This window comes from Schleiferia thermophila (genome assembly GCF_003337435.1).
In the GTDB taxonomy this organism is placed as follows: domain Bacteria; phylum Bacteroidota; class Bacteroidia; order Flavobacteriales; family Schleiferiaceae; genus Schleiferia; species Schleiferia thermophila.
This window is the reverse complement of the sequence record NZ_QPJS01000003.1, coordinates 94,144-110,436: the sequence shown is the minus strand read 5'-3', so window position 1 is coordinate 110,436 and position 16,293 is coordinate 94,144. Positions and strand designations below refer to the sequence as shown.

Annotated in this window: 19 protein-coding genes; 6 read left to right on the top strand and 13 right to left on the bottom strand. The window is 39.8% G+C overall.

Annotated features, from left to right (window positions below; translation table 11 throughout):
- From DES35_RS07870 to ccoS, 6 genes are all read right to left on the bottom strand, one after another.
- The gene (locus DES35_RS07870; protein WP_114366284.1) at window positions 1-957 is read right to left on the bottom strand and encodes a tryptophan 2,3-dioxygenase family protein; all 957 of its coding nucleotides are present in this window, start codon (window positions 955-957) and stop codon (window positions 1-3) included.
- An 88-nt stretch (window positions 958-1,045) separates the two neighbouring features.
- The gene (locus DES35_RS07865; RefSeq protein WP_037358325.1) at window positions 1,046-1,867 is read right to left on the bottom strand and encodes an Omp28 family outer membrane lipoprotein; all 822 of its coding nucleotides are present in this window, start codon (window positions 1,865-1,867) and stop codon (window positions 1,046-1,048) included.
- A 108-nt stretch (window positions 1,868-1,975) separates the two neighbouring features.
- Window positions 1,976-2,920: a cbb3-type cytochrome c oxidase N-terminal domain-containing protein gene (locus DES35_RS07860; RefSeq protein ID WP_114366283.1), complete on the bottom strand. Its 945-nt coding sequence runs from the start codon at window positions 2,918-2,920 to the stop codon at window positions 1,976-1,978.
- Window positions 2,917-3,114 carry a hypothetical protein gene (locus DES35_RS07855; RefSeq protein ID WP_037358512.1) on the bottom strand — a complete coding sequence of 66 codons (198 nt, stop codon included), beginning with the start codon at window positions 3,112-3,114 and terminating at the stop codon, window positions 2,917-2,919. Before DES35_RS07855 ends, DES35_RS07860 begins: the two co-directional genes overlap by 4 nt.
- 4 nt (window positions 3,115-3,118) lie before the next feature.
- Window positions 3,119-5,263, bottom strand: coding sequence for a cytochrome-c oxidase, cbb3-type subunit I (gene ccoN / locus DES35_RS07850; protein WP_114366282.1), 2,145 nt, complete (start codon window positions 5,261-5,263; stop codon window positions 3,119-3,121).
- Window positions 5,264-5,277: 14 nt separating this feature from the next.
- Window positions 5,278-5,451 carry a cbb3-type cytochrome oxidase assembly protein CcoS gene (ccoS, locus tag DES35_RS07845; RefSeq protein WP_037358318.1) on the bottom strand — a complete coding sequence of 58 codons (174 nt, stop codon included), beginning with the start codon at window positions 5,449-5,451 and terminating at the stop codon, window positions 5,278-5,280.
- Window positions 5,452-5,603: 152 nt separating this feature from the next.
- Between ccoS and DES35_RS07840 the strand changes: the two genes are divergently transcribed.
- From DES35_RS07840 to DES35_RS07830, 3 genes are all read left to right on the top strand, one after another.
- Window positions 5,604-6,485: an HAEPLYID family protein gene (locus DES35_RS07840; RefSeq protein WP_235183067.1), complete on the top strand. Its 882-nt coding sequence runs from the start codon at window positions 5,604-5,606 to the stop codon at window positions 6,483-6,485.
- Between the two features lie 108 nt (window positions 6,486-6,593).
- Entirely contained in the window at window positions 6,594-7,397 is an 804-nt protein-coding gene (locus DES35_RS07835) for an alpha/beta fold hydrolase (protein ID WP_244906336.1), read from the top strand.
- Window positions 7,394-8,497, top strand: a complete 1,104-nt coding sequence (locus tag DES35_RS07830; RefSeq protein WP_114366281.1) for a sensor histidine kinase — start codon at window positions 7,394-7,396, stop codon at window positions 8,495-8,497. The genes DES35_RS07835 and DES35_RS07830 overlap by 4 nt, the downstream gene beginning before the upstream one ends.
- 77 nt (window positions 8,498-8,574) lie before the next feature.
- Here the strand turns inward: DES35_RS07830 and DES35_RS07825 are convergent, their stop codons facing one another.
- The 7 genes from DES35_RS07825 to DES35_RS07795 all read right to left on the bottom strand — a co-directional run bounded on the left by DES35_RS07825 (window position 8,575) and on the right by DES35_RS07795 (window position 12,262).
- Window positions 8,575-8,736 carry a DUF4295 domain-containing protein gene (locus DES35_RS07825; RefSeq protein ID WP_114366280.1) on the bottom strand — a complete coding sequence of 54 codons (162 nt, stop codon included), beginning with the start codon at window positions 8,734-8,736 and terminating at the stop codon, window positions 8,575-8,577.
- Between the two features lie 9 nt (window positions 8,737-8,745).
- Window positions 8,746-8,928 (bottom strand): 50S ribosomal protein L33, encoded by a 183-nt coding sequence (gene rpmG / locus DES35_RS07820; RefSeq protein ID WP_037358312.1) that lies wholly within the window; start codon window positions 8,926-8,928, stop codon window positions 8,746-8,748.
- Between the two features lie 13 nt (window positions 8,929-8,941).
- Window positions 8,942-9,181, bottom strand: coding sequence for a 50S ribosomal protein L28 (rpmB, locus tag DES35_RS07815; RefSeq protein WP_037358309.1), 240 nt, complete (start codon window positions 9,179-9,181; stop codon window positions 8,942-8,944).
- Between the two features lie 114 nt (window positions 9,182-9,295).
- Window positions 9,296-10,447 carry a 1,2-phenylacetyl-CoA epoxidase subunit PaaE gene (gene paaE, locus DES35_RS07810; RefSeq protein WP_114366279.1) on the bottom strand — a complete coding sequence of 384 codons (1,152 nt, stop codon included), beginning with the start codon at window positions 10,445-10,447 and terminating at the stop codon, window positions 9,296-9,298.
- A gap of 277 nt (window positions 10,448-10,724) precedes the next feature.
- A complete protein-coding gene (locus DES35_RS07805; RefSeq protein ID WP_037358503.1) occupies window positions 10,725-11,048 on the bottom strand; it encodes a YbjQ family protein in 324 nt (107 codons plus the stop codon).
- A gap of 33 nt (window positions 11,049-11,081) precedes the next feature.
- Window positions 11,082-11,537, bottom strand: a complete 456-nt coding sequence (locus tag DES35_RS07800) for a hypothetical protein (protein ID WP_114366278.1) — start codon at window positions 11,535-11,537, stop codon at window positions 11,082-11,084.
- Window positions 11,538-11,539: 2 nt separating this feature from the next.
- Window positions 11,540-12,262, bottom strand: coding sequence for a hypothetical protein (locus DES35_RS07795; RefSeq protein WP_037358304.1), 723 nt, complete (start codon window positions 12,260-12,262; stop codon window positions 11,540-11,542).
- A 340-nt stretch (window positions 12,263-12,602) separates the two neighbouring features.
- Here DES35_RS07795 and DES35_RS07790 point away from each other — a divergent pair, with 340 nt between their 5' ends.
- The 3 genes from DES35_RS07790 to ppk1 all read left to right on the top strand — a co-directional run bounded on the left by DES35_RS07790 (window position 12,603) and on the right by ppk1 (window position 16,222).
- A complete protein-coding gene (locus DES35_RS07790; RefSeq protein ID WP_037358302.1) occupies window positions 12,603-13,433 on the top strand; it encodes an OmpA/MotB family protein in 831 nt (276 codons plus the stop codon).
- A 182-nt stretch (window positions 13,434-13,615) separates the two neighbouring features.
- The gene (locus tag DES35_RS07785; protein ID WP_037358301.1) at window positions 13,616-14,113 is read left to right on the top strand and encodes a SixA phosphatase family protein; all 498 of its coding nucleotides are present in this window, start codon (window positions 13,616-13,618) and stop codon (window positions 14,111-14,113) included.
- Between the two features lie 9 nt (window positions 14,114-14,122).
- Complete coding sequence (ppk1, locus tag DES35_RS07780) at window positions 14,123-16,222, top strand: polyphosphate kinase 1 (RefSeq protein ID WP_037358296.1); 2,100 nt, start codon at window positions 14,123-14,125, stop codon at window positions 16,220-16,222.
- The last annotated feature ends 71 nt before the right edge of the window (window positions 16,223-16,293 follow it).

Genomic DNA, 16,293 nt, shown 5'->3' with positions numbered 1-16,293 from the left:
TTAGTGAATAAAATTTTTTTTGACCCAGCTTTTTCCCCAGTTTTCGATTTCTTCCTCTGTCCAGAGGCTAGGATAGAAAATTCGCTTTTGGAAGCGTGGAGGCAGGTACTTTTGCCAGTTGGTACCACCAGTGGCAGCCAGATCTGTAGGTCTTCTTGCCAAATAATTAGCAGCAGATTTGTGGTGCTGAAGCGGCCAGTGTACATTGACATTTTCATCAAATTCTCTGAACAGTTCCTTTAACTCCTCATCTGCCTTACCCTCATTTTCCAGATGGAGATAGACGTCCCACAAGGTCTTGCCTTCCATGCTCCTGGCCAGTCGGATCAACTCATCGCTATATTTCTCTTCAAACTGCCTCAACGTCAGAGTTTTTTCTCCGGTCTCCTCAATAATTGCACCTTTTTTCCAGTATACATATTCAAACATTTCTTCAATGGAGGCCTTACGTACTTCCATTGAATCTCGGAAATCTTTATCCACCAGGCATATAAACCATGTGGAGCAGATCTCAATTTTTCTGTACTGAGCGCTCTGAAAACCGCTGGCCGGTATGAGGGCGAGTCTGAACTTCAAAAATTGCTCTCTATCCATCCCTTCGCTCATGATAGCAAAGGAATGACAGAGTGCGTCGAAATACCGGTTTATCCTCTTCATCGATTTTTTCAGCTCAGAAGAATCTGGATTTTTCTGTCGGACTATGTAATTGATTTCGTGTAGTGTAAGCTTGAAATATAGCTCAGTAATCTGATGGTAGATGATAAAAATCGTCTCGTCGTGAATGGGTGTTCTGGGTTTTTGTAAACTGAGCAGGGTATCTAAATGAATGTAATCCCAATACGTGAGGTAATCAGCATACAATAGACCATCAAGAAAAGCTATCAGGTCCTGACCGCTTGCTTTGTATTTGGTTGACAACTTTTCTATTCTGTCAACAAGTTCTTCATTAAATTCCATTATATGAGATAAATACGGCACAAAGGTACTTAGTATAAAAGACAAGAGTTCTGGACAAAGTTATTAAAAACAACTCGTCATGGGTCTTTTACTGTCTCACGTACTTTCTTGCTGCCTGATGTACATAATAACTGTCTTGATCGTACACAAAAGCGATGAGTTCACAATTTTCGGCCACCCACTCTGACTGAAGTGTTATAGAGTAGGTGTGGGTTTCGATTTTATTGATTTCAATACCACCAACAAAAACCGGCTCCCCATAAGTACCGTTGAGTGCAGCGCGAAGCACGCTGTTGTGTATATAGTTTTCGATTCTTTGGCTTCCATGCTTTTGAGGTGCTATTATACCGCTTTCGGTCAAAAAGACAGATAGGCGGTAATTACCGATTTGCGTCTTCAACCCTTTTACTTGTATTGTCACTGTGAGTTGTCTGTTTTGTGTATTATAATCTTTAGAAATTTTGATATCTACATCAGGTTCTTTGTTGATTTCTTCGGCTATCAAAGATGACCAGGAAGAAAAGGTCTTCAATTGCGTACGGCTTGGGGAGTAATCCATTCGATTGATCATCCCTGAAGGGACTGCAAATCCATTGAAAAAAGAAAAGAGTTCATTACCGGCGGGAGTTCTGAAATCGTAAGGATAGTCAGCAGATACGTTGGCAAAATTTCCCGCATGAATGGCCACAATTACCAGCTGGTCGCCGTATTGATCTTTGAGTACATTGGCAGCTGAATGAGCATCCGGGCAGTTCTGGCATTGATGTCCGGTGAATTCTTCAAGAAGTACAACCCTTTTAATTTCCTGATTGCCTCCTGGAAGACCTGTCTGCGACTTCACCGGATCAGAAATATAGTCGCAGGCCACAGCTGTAGAAGCTAAGAAAATTAGCTTGAGAAAAGTTCTCATTGAATACAATTTAGCAGGTAAAAATACTTTAAAAACACTAAAAACCGGCCTGTGCGCTTTACAACACATCAGGCCGGCTACCTACCTGCTATAAAGATTTTTTCAAAATCAATTCTGACTTAGTTGCTCTGATTCGGTCGTATTTTCAGAAGTTTCTTTCTCTAGGTTTTCATCCTCCACGTAAAGGGTGCCCTGGGGTTCTTTTGGATTGGCCGGAGTAGTACCTTTTAGTGATTTTACATAGCTGGCCACATCCTGCATTTGTGCAGGTGAAAGCATGTCTTTCCAGGCAAGCATTCCTTTTTCGAGCACTCCGTATTTGATCACCTTAAAAATGTCTTGAATGCTCCCTCCGTGAATGTAGTAGTCGTCCGTCAGGTTTGGGCCAACCAGTCCGCCTCCATCTATGGCATGGCAACTAGGGCAGTTCTGCTCGTAAATTTTTCTGCCGTTGGCCAGATTTGCCTCGGCAGTTAAATACTGGACATTGTTTTCGTCGATCAGATTGGCAGCAGTTTTCAGATACTCTTCTTTTTGCTTTTCAGCCAGGGCAAGTTCTCGTTCCAGCTCTTCTATACTACTTGGTCCGGTACCTAATACATGAAAATGAAGCAAATAAATGACCGAATAAATAATGGTGATGTAAAAACCCCAAACCCACCAGGGCGGTAGTGAATTGTCGAGCTCCTTTATGCCGTCGTAGTCGTGGTCGAGCATGATGTCTGCTTCTTTTTCGATAGGCTTGGCTTTGGTCAATGCATACATGATTCTTTGATAAAGCGAAGGTCTGGCCTCCACCATTACTTGCTCCTCTGCCTCAACCTCAGTTGATTGAATTGCATTTTTTTGGGCTGTCATCAGTTCTTTAATGGCATTAAACGCCCTATTAACAGTAACCAGGGTAAGGATCAATAAAACAAATGTGATAAAAAACATCCAGAAAAAGAGATCATTCAGCAAACTATACCAGTCAAATCCGGCTGTAGCCTGCTGCTCCTGAGCCATAGCTACAGGCCCGAAAAGGAGAAGGAAAAACAAAGGAATCTTTTTCATATCAGTGGTTTTTGGGGATTTGATAAATCATCGTTCAGTGGAATATTGCTTAATTCCTTCATCACTTTTTTATCGGCCAGAAAGGTTTTGACCAAAATGATGATAAAGACACTGCCGAAAAGAATCAGCGAAATAATCGGATAGACATCAACATTGTCTATTCCGGCGAGATGATGTTTTACAAACTTAAGCATGGTGTTAGTTTTGAGCTGTTTGGCTTTTAACTTTGATATCTGTACCAAGTCTTTGCAGGTATGCAATCAGAGCTATGATCTCCTCATTTGGCTTAACGCTGATATTGGGATCTTTATTCAGCTCGTCGGCAATCATTTGAGCTTGTACTTCCAGATCGATCAAGGCACGGTCAATTTCTTCCTGAGTATAGGGGACGCCGAGTTTAGCCAATTGTTTCATTTTCTTTTGTGTGTACTTGGTATTAAGGGTTGCATCGTTTTTATCAGTGGTAAACAGCCACGGGTATCTGGGCATTATAGAAGCGGGACTCATGGATGTGGGGTCCCACATATGATTGTAGTGCCAGCTGTGGGGATACTTACCCCCTATCCTGTGCAAATCGGGTCCGGTGCGCTTACTTCCCCAAAGAAATGGATAATCGTAAACATATTCACCTGCCTTAGAATATTCGCCATATCGGGCAATCTCGCTCCTGAACGGACGAACGAGCTGTGAGTGACAAGCATTACATCCCTCGCGGATATAAATATCTCTACCTTCTAACTCAAGAGGAGTATAGGGTTTTACGGAGGCTATTTTGGGAATGTTGCTTTCTACCATCAAGGTAGGTACGATCTCTACTACACCTCCTATCAATACAGCAATAAATACTAGTACGGTGAACACAACGGGTTTTCTCTCCAGTACTCTGTGAAATGTTTCATGCCCATGAGCAGCCACCGGAGCCAAGGCAGGAGCCTCTGCCGGCTCTTCGGCCAATAGTTTGCCTTTAACCATGGTCATTGCAAGGTTGTATGTCATAATCAGGATACCTACCACATACAGAAATCCTCCGAAAGCTCTCAGGGCATACATTGGAATGATTTGAGTTACAGTTTCCAGAAAGTTGCCGTAGACCAAAGTTCCATCGGGATTGAACTGCTTCCACATAAGACTTTGTGTAAATCCGCTCACATACATTGGTAAAGCCCAGAAGAGAATTCCGATGGTTCCTATCCAGAAATGCACATTGGCAAGTTTTTCAGAGAAGAGCTTTGTCTGATAAATACGCGGTACCAGCCAGTAAAACATGCCAAAGGCTAAAAATCCATTCCAACCCAATGCACCAATGTGTACGTGTGCTGGCACCCAATCAGTAAAATGAGCTATGGCATTTACACTCTTTGTTGAGAGCATAGGCCCCTCGAAGGTAGCCATGCCATATGCCGTCACAGCAACTACAAAGAACTTGAGTACTGCGCTGTCTCTTACCTTGTCCCATGCTCCTCGCAGAGTAAGCAGGCCATTGATCATACCACCCCAGGACGGAGCAATCAGCATCACAGAAAATACAGTACCCAATGACTGAGCCCAATCGGGCAATGCAGAGTAGAGCAAATGGTGGGGCCCCGCCCATATATAGATAAAGATCAATGCCCAAAAATGAATAATCGACAACCTGTAAGAATAGACCGGTCTGTTGGCAGCTTTAGGAAGGAAGTAATACATCAGCCCCAAAATGGGAGTAGTGAGAAAAAACGCCACAGCATTGTGCCCATACCACCACTGCACCAATGCATCCTGTACTCCGGAATAAATCGAGTAACTTTTCAATGCATGAACTGGAATTTCCAAATTGTTAAAAATGTGCAACAATGCGACAGTAACGAACGTAGCTATGTAAAACCAAATTGCAACATACAGGTGGCGCTCCCTTCTGATCAGTATAGTCCAGATCATATTGATTCCAAAAGCCACCCACACTACTGCTATCGCTATGTCAATAGGCCATTCCAGCTCTGCATATTCCTTACTTGAAGTATAGCCTAATGGAAGTGTTATGGCGGCAGCCAGGATGATCAACTGCCAGCCCCAGAAGTGAAACCTGCTCAAAAAATCACTAGCCATGCGCGTTTTCAGCAACCGCTGCAGCGAATAATACACTCCTGCAAACATGGCATTTCCTACAAAAGCAAATATGACAGCATTGGTGTGCAACGCCCTGATTCTGCCGAAAGTCAGCCATGAAGTATCAAAGTTCAGCACCGGAAAAACCAACTGCAAGGCCACCGTGAGCCCTACCAGCATGCCTACAATGCCAAACACAATAGCCGCGATCATAAAGTCACGGACAGTCCGGTTGTCGTAGTTAAACTTCTCTATGTTCATAATCGATTGGATATTTAAGAATTCTTGTCTTTCTGTTCACACTTGTTCACTTCATCCTCAAACAGCATCCTGATGGCAGGAGTCACATTGTCATCGTATTGTCCAGAATTAACACTCCAGACAAAAGCGATCAAAAAGCCAGTGGCTACCATTACACTAATGAAGATGAGTAAGTAAATAATTTCCATATGCGAGTTTATTTTTCGCAGACAAATTTGAAATTTGACTTGAGCTCAATCTATGATCGCCCTCAAGTACTTTTGTGACTTTTGTCAGCTAACGGCACGTCACCTTCAGCAGCCAATTGCCCCGAGGGTAAGTAATTCCAAGCTTCTCAGGTATGAATAAAAAATGTTGGTTCTTTTCTCTGCTCACTCTTTGCCTTTACTATCTGAACGCCCAGATAGAGGTCCCTGACCCTCAGAGTGAGGATAATGAGGACAAAGTAATTGACAGCCTTTACATCGCTGTCTACGAATCATTTCAGGGAAAGCCTAAAGTACTGCACGCTGAGCCCCTCTTTATCGACCTGATTCGCGATCTCGGAGCCAGAAAAGGTGAAGCAGAGTGGAATATCGGTCTGGGTCTTTTTAATAAAAAGCAATATGACGAACTTCTATTTTTTGTCGAGTACGAATGGGCAATCATTGACCGGCTGGGACTGGAAGTTGAAGTCCCTGTCAATTTTTTTAACGAACACCTCGGAACGTCCAACAGTTATATACCGGAAAATCAAATTGAAAGTATCAAACTTGCTTCGCAGTGGACTTTTTATGTAAACACAAATAAGGCTGTCTCCCTGGCTCTCGGATATCTGAATGAGATATTTTTCAACCCTCCCTCTTCGATACGCTCCCGCCTGTTCTACGAAAATATGTACAACCCCTTTTTGGTAGCTGCCAAACGTTGGGGCAATAACTGGCATTCCCTCATATATGCCGGTCCTCAGCTGTTCCAGCATTTCAGCACCGGCACTATCCATTCGCGAATTGAATGGAACAGCAACATCCACTACATGCTGCCCGGTACACGCAATTTTCTGGGCATAGAAATCAACAAATACTTTTACAGAAATGATTTTTTTGCCGTATTCAGGCCGCAAATGCGCCTAGAAATCAAAGACAATTTTCTGATAGGTATTGTTACCGGCATTCCTGTAAGTTATACAAATCAAAACCTCAGTACCTTCATGCGCATCATCTGGGAACCGCATGGTATCTGATTGCCCTTTGACCCAAATGTCCTTTGACTGGAAAAAATACCGAGATTTACTAAATCATCTCGATGGTCTAGATTGTAAAAGTTAAATTTGTGCAAAATCCCTTAAGGTATGGAGAGCAGAATGTCGATAATTTCAAAATACAACATTCACTTAAGTGGGTCAGGAGATCAGGTAATGCTTTTCTCCCACGGTTATGGATGTGACCAAAATATGTGGCGCTTTGTGGCTCCTTCTTTTTCTGATGGATGCAAAATTGTTCTTTATGACTTAATGGGAGCGGGTAGATCGGACACTTCTCATTACACCCCTGAAAAATACAATTCCCTTCATCAGTATGCCGATGATGTACTGGAAATTTGTACAGCCTTAGATTTAAAAGACGTAATTTTTGTTGGTCATTCGGTAAGCTGCACAATCGGCATTTTGGCCCAACTGAAAAAGCCCGATGCATTCAGTCACCTCATATTAATAGGTCCAACGCCCTGCTACATAAACAAAGACGATTATAAAGGCGGATTCAATGAATCAGATATAACCAATATGATAGAAGCCTTGGAGTCTAATTTTTTCCATTGGGCAAGTTTTATCACACCAGTAATCATAGGCAATGATGAGAAAAAAGAATTTTCCGATGAGCTCAGAATTAGTTTTTGTTCGATGCCTGATGGAATTGCAAAAAACTTTGCCAAAGTCACTTTTTTAGGAGATTACAGAGAATATCTAAATCAGGTTACTGGTCCTGCACTTATTCTCCAAACCAATCCTGATGCAATCGTCAATGTAGAAGTAGGTAAATATGTGGCAAAACAAATAAAGAATGCCCACTATGTGGAGCTTCCTACCGCAGGACATTGTCCACACCTTACAGCACCTGATCTGGTTATTTCCGCGATGAAGAGCTATTTAAAATGAATTTTTTATTATCTCAGGATAATCTGATAAAAACTTTAGATAATTCTAACACATTTTATTTTGTTTTAAACCAAAACCTCCAACTGCTTTACATAAATAAATCAGCGAAAGAAACTATTTTGAAAACTGAGGAAGATGCCAATGAAATTACGCTGTACGATATTTTCTCTGTTTCTAATAAAATTTTGATTGACACTCATATAATTCCACTGTTGGAAATTCGAGGTGCTTTTGAAGAAGTCGCAGTTGAAATTAAAACCAAAACAGGAAATTTAATTCCTAGTGTATTGAACGGTAAAAAAATGGCTCTTAAAGAAAACTTTTATGTTTATGTACTATCAGCTAGTAAGTTCTCCCAAAGAAAATTGTACGAAAAAGAACTAATATTTCAGAAAAATAGGGCTGAAGATTTAGTAAAAAAACTGGAAGATCTCAATAGTAGATTGGAAAAAATTACCTATTCTTTAATTCACGATTTTAAAGCTCCTGTCAATAATATTATTGGACTAATTGATTTGATTGATATTGATAATAATATTTCCATTGATGAACTTTCATACTACTTGGATTTGATTAAAAAATCAGCGTATAACCTGAATCTAATGATACGGGATGTATTGAATCAAAAAATCAATAAATCCATTTCAAAATCAGTCGTTAACCTCAATGAAATAATTGAAAAAGTCCTTAAACTTATGACAATAAAAATTACAGAGAGCCAAGCAAAAATCGAAGTAAGTAAGCTGCCTATTGTATATGGAGATCCATCTCTGCTGATCCGAGTTTTTCAAAATCTGATAGACAACGCAATAAAATTCAAAAAAATAAATGAACGACCTGAAATTAAAATTTTTGCTGAATATTCTGACAGCTTTGCCAATATTTATATACAAGATAACGGCCAGGGAATCGAAGAAGAAGAACTTTTGAATATATTTAAGTTTGGAGGTAGAGCCAGAAATACTTCTGATATAGAAGGCAGTGGAATCGGTCTAAATTTTTGCAAAAGTGCATTGGAGGAAATGGGTGGAGAGCTAAAAGTAGATTCTCTGATTGGGGAAGGAAGTAAATTTTTTTTTAATCTCCCTTTGGTTGAATAATTTCTTAAAAAACAAAGAAGGCCGCCCGAACTCTAACCCGGACAGCCTTTCTCTGCCATGAAAACAACTCTGAATTTTTAAGCTTTTCCTTTTAGATAATCGTTTACCAGCTCTTTTTCAATTACCTTTTCTTCAAAGGTATATGCGCCTGTTTTTTCGCTCTTGATCATTCTGATCACCTTGGTATAAGCTTTTACAGCGCCTTCTCTTTTTAACGTTGCTACTACTTTCTTTGCCATCTCTTCCTGTTATTTAATTTCTTTATGTACTGTCACCCTTTTCAATATGGGATTATACTTTTTAAGTTCCAGACGGTCGGGTGTATTTTTTTTATTTTTAGTGGTGATATACCGTGAAGTTCCGGGCATTCCCGAATTTTTATGTTCTGTACACTCAAGTATCACCTGAATTCTATTGCCTTTCTTTGCCATGTTTTTTATATGATTATTTAATCAAACCCGTAGTATTAACAGCTTCTTTTAACACTGCTGAAATTCCCTTTTTGTTGATGGTCTTAATGGCTTTCGTGCTCACACGCAGCGTTATCCATTTGTTCTCCTCAGGTATAAAAAATCGTTTGGTTGTGAGGTTTGCCTTAAAAAGCCTTTTATTTTTCTTATTGGAAAAAGACACATAGTTTCCTTTTCTGTCTTTTTTTCCTGTAATCTGACAAACACGGGCCATGAGTATATTTTTAAATTTACAGCTATCTGAAAATGGGCTGCAAAGTAACAAATTTTTTCACAACCTCTCAAACGTTTACAACTGTCAAAAAGCTTAAATAATAGTTATATTATTTTAATCGTCATAGCTAATCACGACACGCTCAGTCACCGGATGGCTTTGACATGTGAGCACATACCCCTGCTCCACCTCATCTTCTTCAAGTGCATAATTCATCTCCATGACCACTTTACCTTCCAACACCTTTGCACGGCAGGTACAACATACGGCACCTTTGCAGGCAAAAGGCACATCAGCTCCTGCATCCAGTGCAGCATCGAGAATTGACACACCTTTTGAGGATACGTCAAAATGTGTTTCTTCACCATCGAGTATCACAGTGACATGTGACAACACATCCGCTTTGGTGCTTTTTATCGTATCGTTTGCTGCATTTTGACCTGCGGTAGAGACCGTAAACAGCTCATAATGAATTTTCGACTCTTCGACTCCCAATTGTTCCAAAGTGTCTTTTACCTCAAAGATCATTTTTTCAGGACCGCATATAAAGAAGTGATTCACAGAAGCAGGGATGAAAAATTTTTCAGCATACAGTCGGACTTTGTCTGCTGTAATTCTCCCTTTGAGCCAATCTGTACCCTGGTCTTCCCTACTGAGGATATGGTGCACTTCAAGCCTGTTGAGGTGCTCATTTTTCAGATCGTCGATTTGCTCACGAAATATAATGGAAGAAACAGACCTGTTGCCATAAAACAAAACAATTCTACTCCTTGATTCGTGCCATAAGATGGTTTTGATAAGACTCATGACGGGTGTAATTCCAGACCCGGCTGCAAACATGACATATATTCTTGATTTTGAAGGTGAAAAAGGGACCGTAAAATTGCCTTGTGGTGTCATGACATCCAATTTCATACCCGGCTGGAGCTGCTCATTGGCATATGAGGAAAATGTTCCGCCCTCTACCCTTTTTACAGCTACCCTTATCTCATCTTCCAACGGACTGGAGCAGAGTGAGTACGACCTTCGCACTTCTACTCCTTTAATTTCAGCTTTCAAGGTCACGTACTGACCAGCGGCATATCGGTATTCATCCCTCAGATTTGCAGGTACTTTGAAGGCAATGGATACGCAATCATCCGTTTCTCTTTTTATGTCGGCTATCTCCAGGGTGTGAAACTTGGGTCTTGGTTGTTTTTTCAGGTCTTCTATCCAGAAATTTTCTTGAGTTGCTGTTTTTTTCTTTTGTAAAAAAAACGATAACATAGTTTTAGATTTTTACCTAATGTATAATCTGAATGGTTTAAAAATGTTTTCAATCTTCTGCTGATTAATCGTATCCGAAGTTATGATGCGTCTGTGATCTATCCATTCCAAAATTGCCTTGAAAACCATCTGTTCAATAATCTCGTTTTTCAAAATCTTCATTTCGCAGATCTCTAATTCTCTTCAAGATAAGATATATAATCAGAAGTACTACTATTACTCCACCTACTCCATATAGGAGTAACCCGACAAGGAAAGCGGCAATTTCCATGTTGATTCAAACGATTTTCTTTAGCCTCACTGCCGTACCATACGCCAGGATCTCGGCTGCACCTTGCATGACTGTTGAAGTCATGAAGCGAACATTGATTACCGCATCTGCATTCAATTTTGACGCGTCATTTATCATACGTTTAAGCGCTTGTTCTCGGGCATCGGCCATGAGTTTGGTGTATTCTGAAATTTCACCTCCTACAATGTTTTTTAATCCGGCAAAAAAATCACTGGCTACATTTCTGGCTCTTACTGTAGAACCTCTGGCTATCCCCAATATTTCAACTACTTCATATCCTGCGATGTAATCTGTAGTTGTAACTATCATGTGATTGTACATATGTAGATTAAAGTACTGCTGTCAATTGTATTCAAAAGTTTGCGAGTTGCTGATAAATACGAGATTTCCATCCGTCACACTCCTTGCAAAGACGCGGTAAAAGTAGCGTACTTTGGCGTTGCATGGAATGGTGCGATGCTGAAAACTAAGAGTATCTTTAAATGCGATGTCATTCACTCTGTAATACAATCCACCAGCTCTGTCTTCCCGAAATTCAATGTCAAAAAAATACCTACTCACTTTTTGTAATTCAAGCTTGTGCGCCTTGTCGATTTCTAAAAAAAATGTGTACGTACAGTTTTGTGAACCTTCTGGTTCTGTTATATTGACTTTTAGAATATTGAGTTGCAGGCTGTCAAAGATTCCACTTGTATACACATAACTATCCAAAAAGTGAACGGAGGTATCAAATTCGTTGTAATATTTCACACAACCTATGATGTTAAAAAAAAGATATATCCACAGAATTTTTCTCATTTTTAAAAGGGAACTATAATTTTTATACCTGGATAAAGTAGGTCATAGCTTAGCGGTTCCAATCTAATATCATACTCTTCAAAAGGGATGATTGGAAGTCTGTACACGGGTGTTTTTCTCCTGTAGTACCTGATTATCCCCCGGATCGTAAACACTGAGGAAACTGAAGCAAGTGCCAAAGAGATATAGTTCATAGTTCTATAGTATTTATACTCTTCAAAGTGTCTTTGAAATTCATTCAGATAAGCTTGTTTCTCAATGCTGTTAGCACCAAGCCACTTCCTGTATGTATAGGCTGCATTGTCGTAACTGAGATTGGCACGACCGTAATAATAAACCGTATATCCGGCTGAAAATGCAGTAAGTATAAGCGGTACACCTACTTCAATAAAATTTGTCTCCCTGTAGGTTTTCATTTCATTGATGTAGTTATCAAACTCACGGGAAATTTTAAATACGGGTGAAATGATCTGACCATCAGGATTATTTTCAATGTAGATCAAAGTGTCAAGAAATTCAAATTCCGGGGTGTAGATTTGGATTCGCTGCAATCCTTGAGGTATTCTGATGATTTTGCGGTTTTCGTAGATTTTATCTTTTACTTTAACTATAAAAAATTGGCTCGGAATGTACAACCTAACAACTGTGCTATCCACCTGTGCCGCTACACCATAACTTGCAAGGTTGTAAACTATGAGTAATATCCAAAGAAAATTTTTTTTCATTGGTACTTTTATCAAAACCCTCATTTTTAACAAATATACCACAAGATTGATTGGGTTGAATTATACTCTTTTTAAGTATTGCCCATTGTAAGGGCAACCATTTAAAACAAACCTACTGCTAAACCTACGCTTACGTACCCTTAATTAGAAAAGAAAAAACACAGAAAGAAAAGAGCAAGGCATTATTTCAAGTAAAATCTGTCTTTCAATATGGTAACCTCTCTTTTTAATTAATTGATAAACAGTGTAAAATCATAAATTCAAAATGAATTATTTTATATTCTTAAGTATTTTTTCTGAATTTAATTGATATAACTTTGCGAAAAAATCTAAAATCTTTATGAAAAAAGGTATTTTATTTTTAAGCATACTTCTAGTTTCGGCGTCTTGTGTTTCGAAAAAGAAATATTCGGAACTACAGGATAAATACAACAAGTTGGACAATGAATTAGGCAAAACCAGATTGGAGCTTGCAGCTTGCCTGGATGAACGCAAGAAAGTTTCTTCAGAAATTGATTACCTGAGAAGTGTAAATTATAAGTTGCTCAATAATATTGGTGAACTGAGTACTCTTTCCAAAAAAGAAGCTGAAAATCTCGAACGGTCCCTCGAGAGCCTGAAAGAAAGGGATCTCCAAATCAAAACCCTTCGCGATGCACTCACCAAAAAAGACAGTGTGTTGCTCGCGCTAGTGACATCCATCAAAGGCGCTCTGGGCAACATCGACGATGAAGACATTCAGGTAAGCGTAGAAAAAGGCGTCGTATTTATTTCCATTTCCGATAGATTCTTATTTAAAAGCGGCTCTTATGAGTTAAATCAAAGAGCTCTTGAGGTACTAGGCAAAGTTGCAAGAATAGCCAATGCACGTCCTGAACTTGAACTGCTGGTAGAAGGTCACACCGACAATGTGCCTTTTAGAAGGGGACTCTTACTTGATAACTGGGATCTCAGTGTAAAGCGAGCTACTGCTATTGTCAGAGTTCTTCAAAATGAATACGGTGTAAACCCATCCCGAATTACAGCTGCCGGAAGAGGTGAATACTTACCGGTAGCTTCCAATGAAACCAGCGAAGGTCGCCAGGCCAATAGAAGAACACGCATTGTACTCCTTCCGAAGATTGATCAGTTTTACAACATGATCGAAGAAGGCATGAAAGCTTTGAAATAAGGAGCTGAAGCACCAACATCCGTAAAAGTCGCCGGCGAAATCCGGCGATTTTTTTTTAACCAGATGTCACCAGCAGATTACTTTATTCTTAAATTACAAGATGCTATGTTAAGATATACACACTTCACCAGATTTTTGTAACTCTTTATTTCGCACCAAACCCCTTTATCAAACAACATCCCATGAAAACGCTCTATTTGATACGCCATGCCAAATCTAGCTGGGATTTTGACAATATACCAGACCTGGACCGACCACTCAACGGCAGAGGAGTAAACGATGCCTATGAATCTTCAAAATACCTTCGAGTCAATGGTGACATTCCTGAGCTGATTATCAGCAGTCCTGCTACCAGGGCGCTGCATACTGCTATGATTTTTGCCCGGCAGTTTGGCATTCCGTTCTCCATGATACAAATAGACCCGATGCTGTACGATGCTCCGGCAGAGCAGATAGCCAATGTAATTAAAAAAGTGAGCAACGAATATCAGAAAATAATGGTCTTTGCTCACAATCCCGGCATCACTGAATTTGTCAATCACGCCATCAATCATCACATCGACAATGTACCTACCACCGGTATTGCTTGTTTGGTTTATCCAATCGACGATTGGAAAAATATTAACACGAAAGCTGAATTGAGATTTTTCGATTATCCGAAAAAAAGGAGAAAGCAATAAAATCAACGAATGAACAAAAAGAAAAAAAAAGATTCGCTACATATAGACCGATATATACCACGTGATGTCAGCTGGTTGTATTTCAATGCCAGAGTGCTACAGGAAGCCGCGGATCCTTCCGTACCTTTGATTGAAAGATTGAGATTTGTCGGAATTTTTTCAAACAACCTGGACGAATTTTTCAGAGTGCGGTATGCTACCATTAAGCGAATGAGCCTTTTTGGAAAGAAAGCTAGCCGCGAACTCGGCGGTTTTCCTCCCGATAAACTTCTGCATACCATCAGTCAGATAGCAAATGAACAGCAGCAAGAAGCTGAAGCTATATATGAAAAACTCATTGAAGAGCTGGAAAAAAAGGGTGTTAGCCTTGTAAACGAAAAAAACCTTACAGCTGGACAAAGAGAATTTGTACGACAATTTTTTATCGACAAGGTCAGTCCCGCTGTTTTTACCTTGATATTAAATCCAAAAAGGGCATTTCCTCAACTGACCGATAAGTCCATATATCTGGCTATTAAAGCCGAGAATCTGACAGATGCAACCAAAAACTTCTATGGCCTGATCGAATTGCCAACAGATTATGTAGGCAGGTTTGTAGAGCTTCCAAAATATGGCCGTCGATACTTTATCTTTTTAGACGATCTGATCAGGTATAACCTTAACTACATCTTTTTTATTTTCAAAAACTACAAATTTGAGGCCTATACAATTAAAATTACCCGCGATGCAGAACTGGATATTGAAAACGATATTTCGAAAAGCTTCATAGACAAAGTAAGCCAAAGCCTGGAAAACCGTAAGACCGGCGATCCGGTAAGATTCGTCTACGACCGCGAAATTCCTTCCGACCTGCTTACTTACCTGATGAGCCGGATGCAACTGGACAACTACGACAGTCTGGCTTCCGGAGGACGCTATCACAATAAAAAAGATCTGATCAAATTTCCATCTATTGAAGAACTTCAAGCCGAATACGAACCGCTACCACCTCTCAACCATCCAGATCTAGACCTGAATAAAAGTATTATGGATGTCGTAAGCAAAAAAGATATACTTCTTTTTTTGCCTTATCACTCTTTTTCATTTGTGATCAGAATGCTTAGAGAGGCGGCTATAGACCCGGATGTTACCACCATACAAATTACACTCTATCGCCTGGCTGAAAAGTCAAGAATTATCTCTGCTATAAAAAATGCTGCAAGAAATGGAAAAAAAGTAATTGTAGTGATCGAATTACAGGCGCGATTCGATGAAGAAGCAAATATCCGCTGGACAGAAGAGCTCAAAAACGAAGATATTGAGGTAGTCTTTGGAGTCACTGGTCTGAAAGTACATTCCAAGCTGGTTCATATTACCAAAATACGCGATGATAAAAAACAAGAATTTGCCATCGTAAGTACTGGTAATTTTAATGAGAGTACGGCCAGGATCTATACGGATTATGTACTAATGACTGCTGACAACCGCATTACACGAGATATTTCAAGAATTTTTGAGTTTTTCAAAACCAACTACAAAGTCTTTCATTATCAGCATTTGATAGTATCACCACACTATCAGCGCCTTAAAATCAACGAGTTGATTGATACTGAAATAAAAAATGCAAAAGCTGGTAAAGAGGCATATATTTTTTGGAAAATCAATTCACTCTCCGATACAGGCATTATTGAAAAACTGTATCAGGCATCTCAGGCAGGTGTTTCTATAAAACTCATCGTCAGAGGCATCTGTTCGATCGTCACCAGTAAGCCTGGATTAAGCGAAAACATCGAAGCCATCAGCATTGTAGATAGATTCCTGGAACACAGCAGGGTGTTCATATTCGGAAACGCCGGTGAACCCAAATATTATATTTCTTCAGCTGATATGATGACCCGCAATTTGGAATACAGAGTAGAAGTTACTTGTCCAATTTACGACAAAAGAATCCAAAAAGAAATAAAAGACCATCTCGATATCCTTTGGAAAGATAATTGTAAAGCAAGAATCCACAGCTGGGAAGTAAAAAATGCCTACAGAAAACTACCCGGGCCCAAAATAAGAGCCCAAATCGAACTCTACGAATATGTCAAGAAGCAACTGAAGAAAGCAGGTGGAAGACAGGTGTAGTGCATACAAATTCGCTCGGCATTCAAAATAATAGGTCAGACCTGATTGCTCTTTACCTACCTTTAAGATGT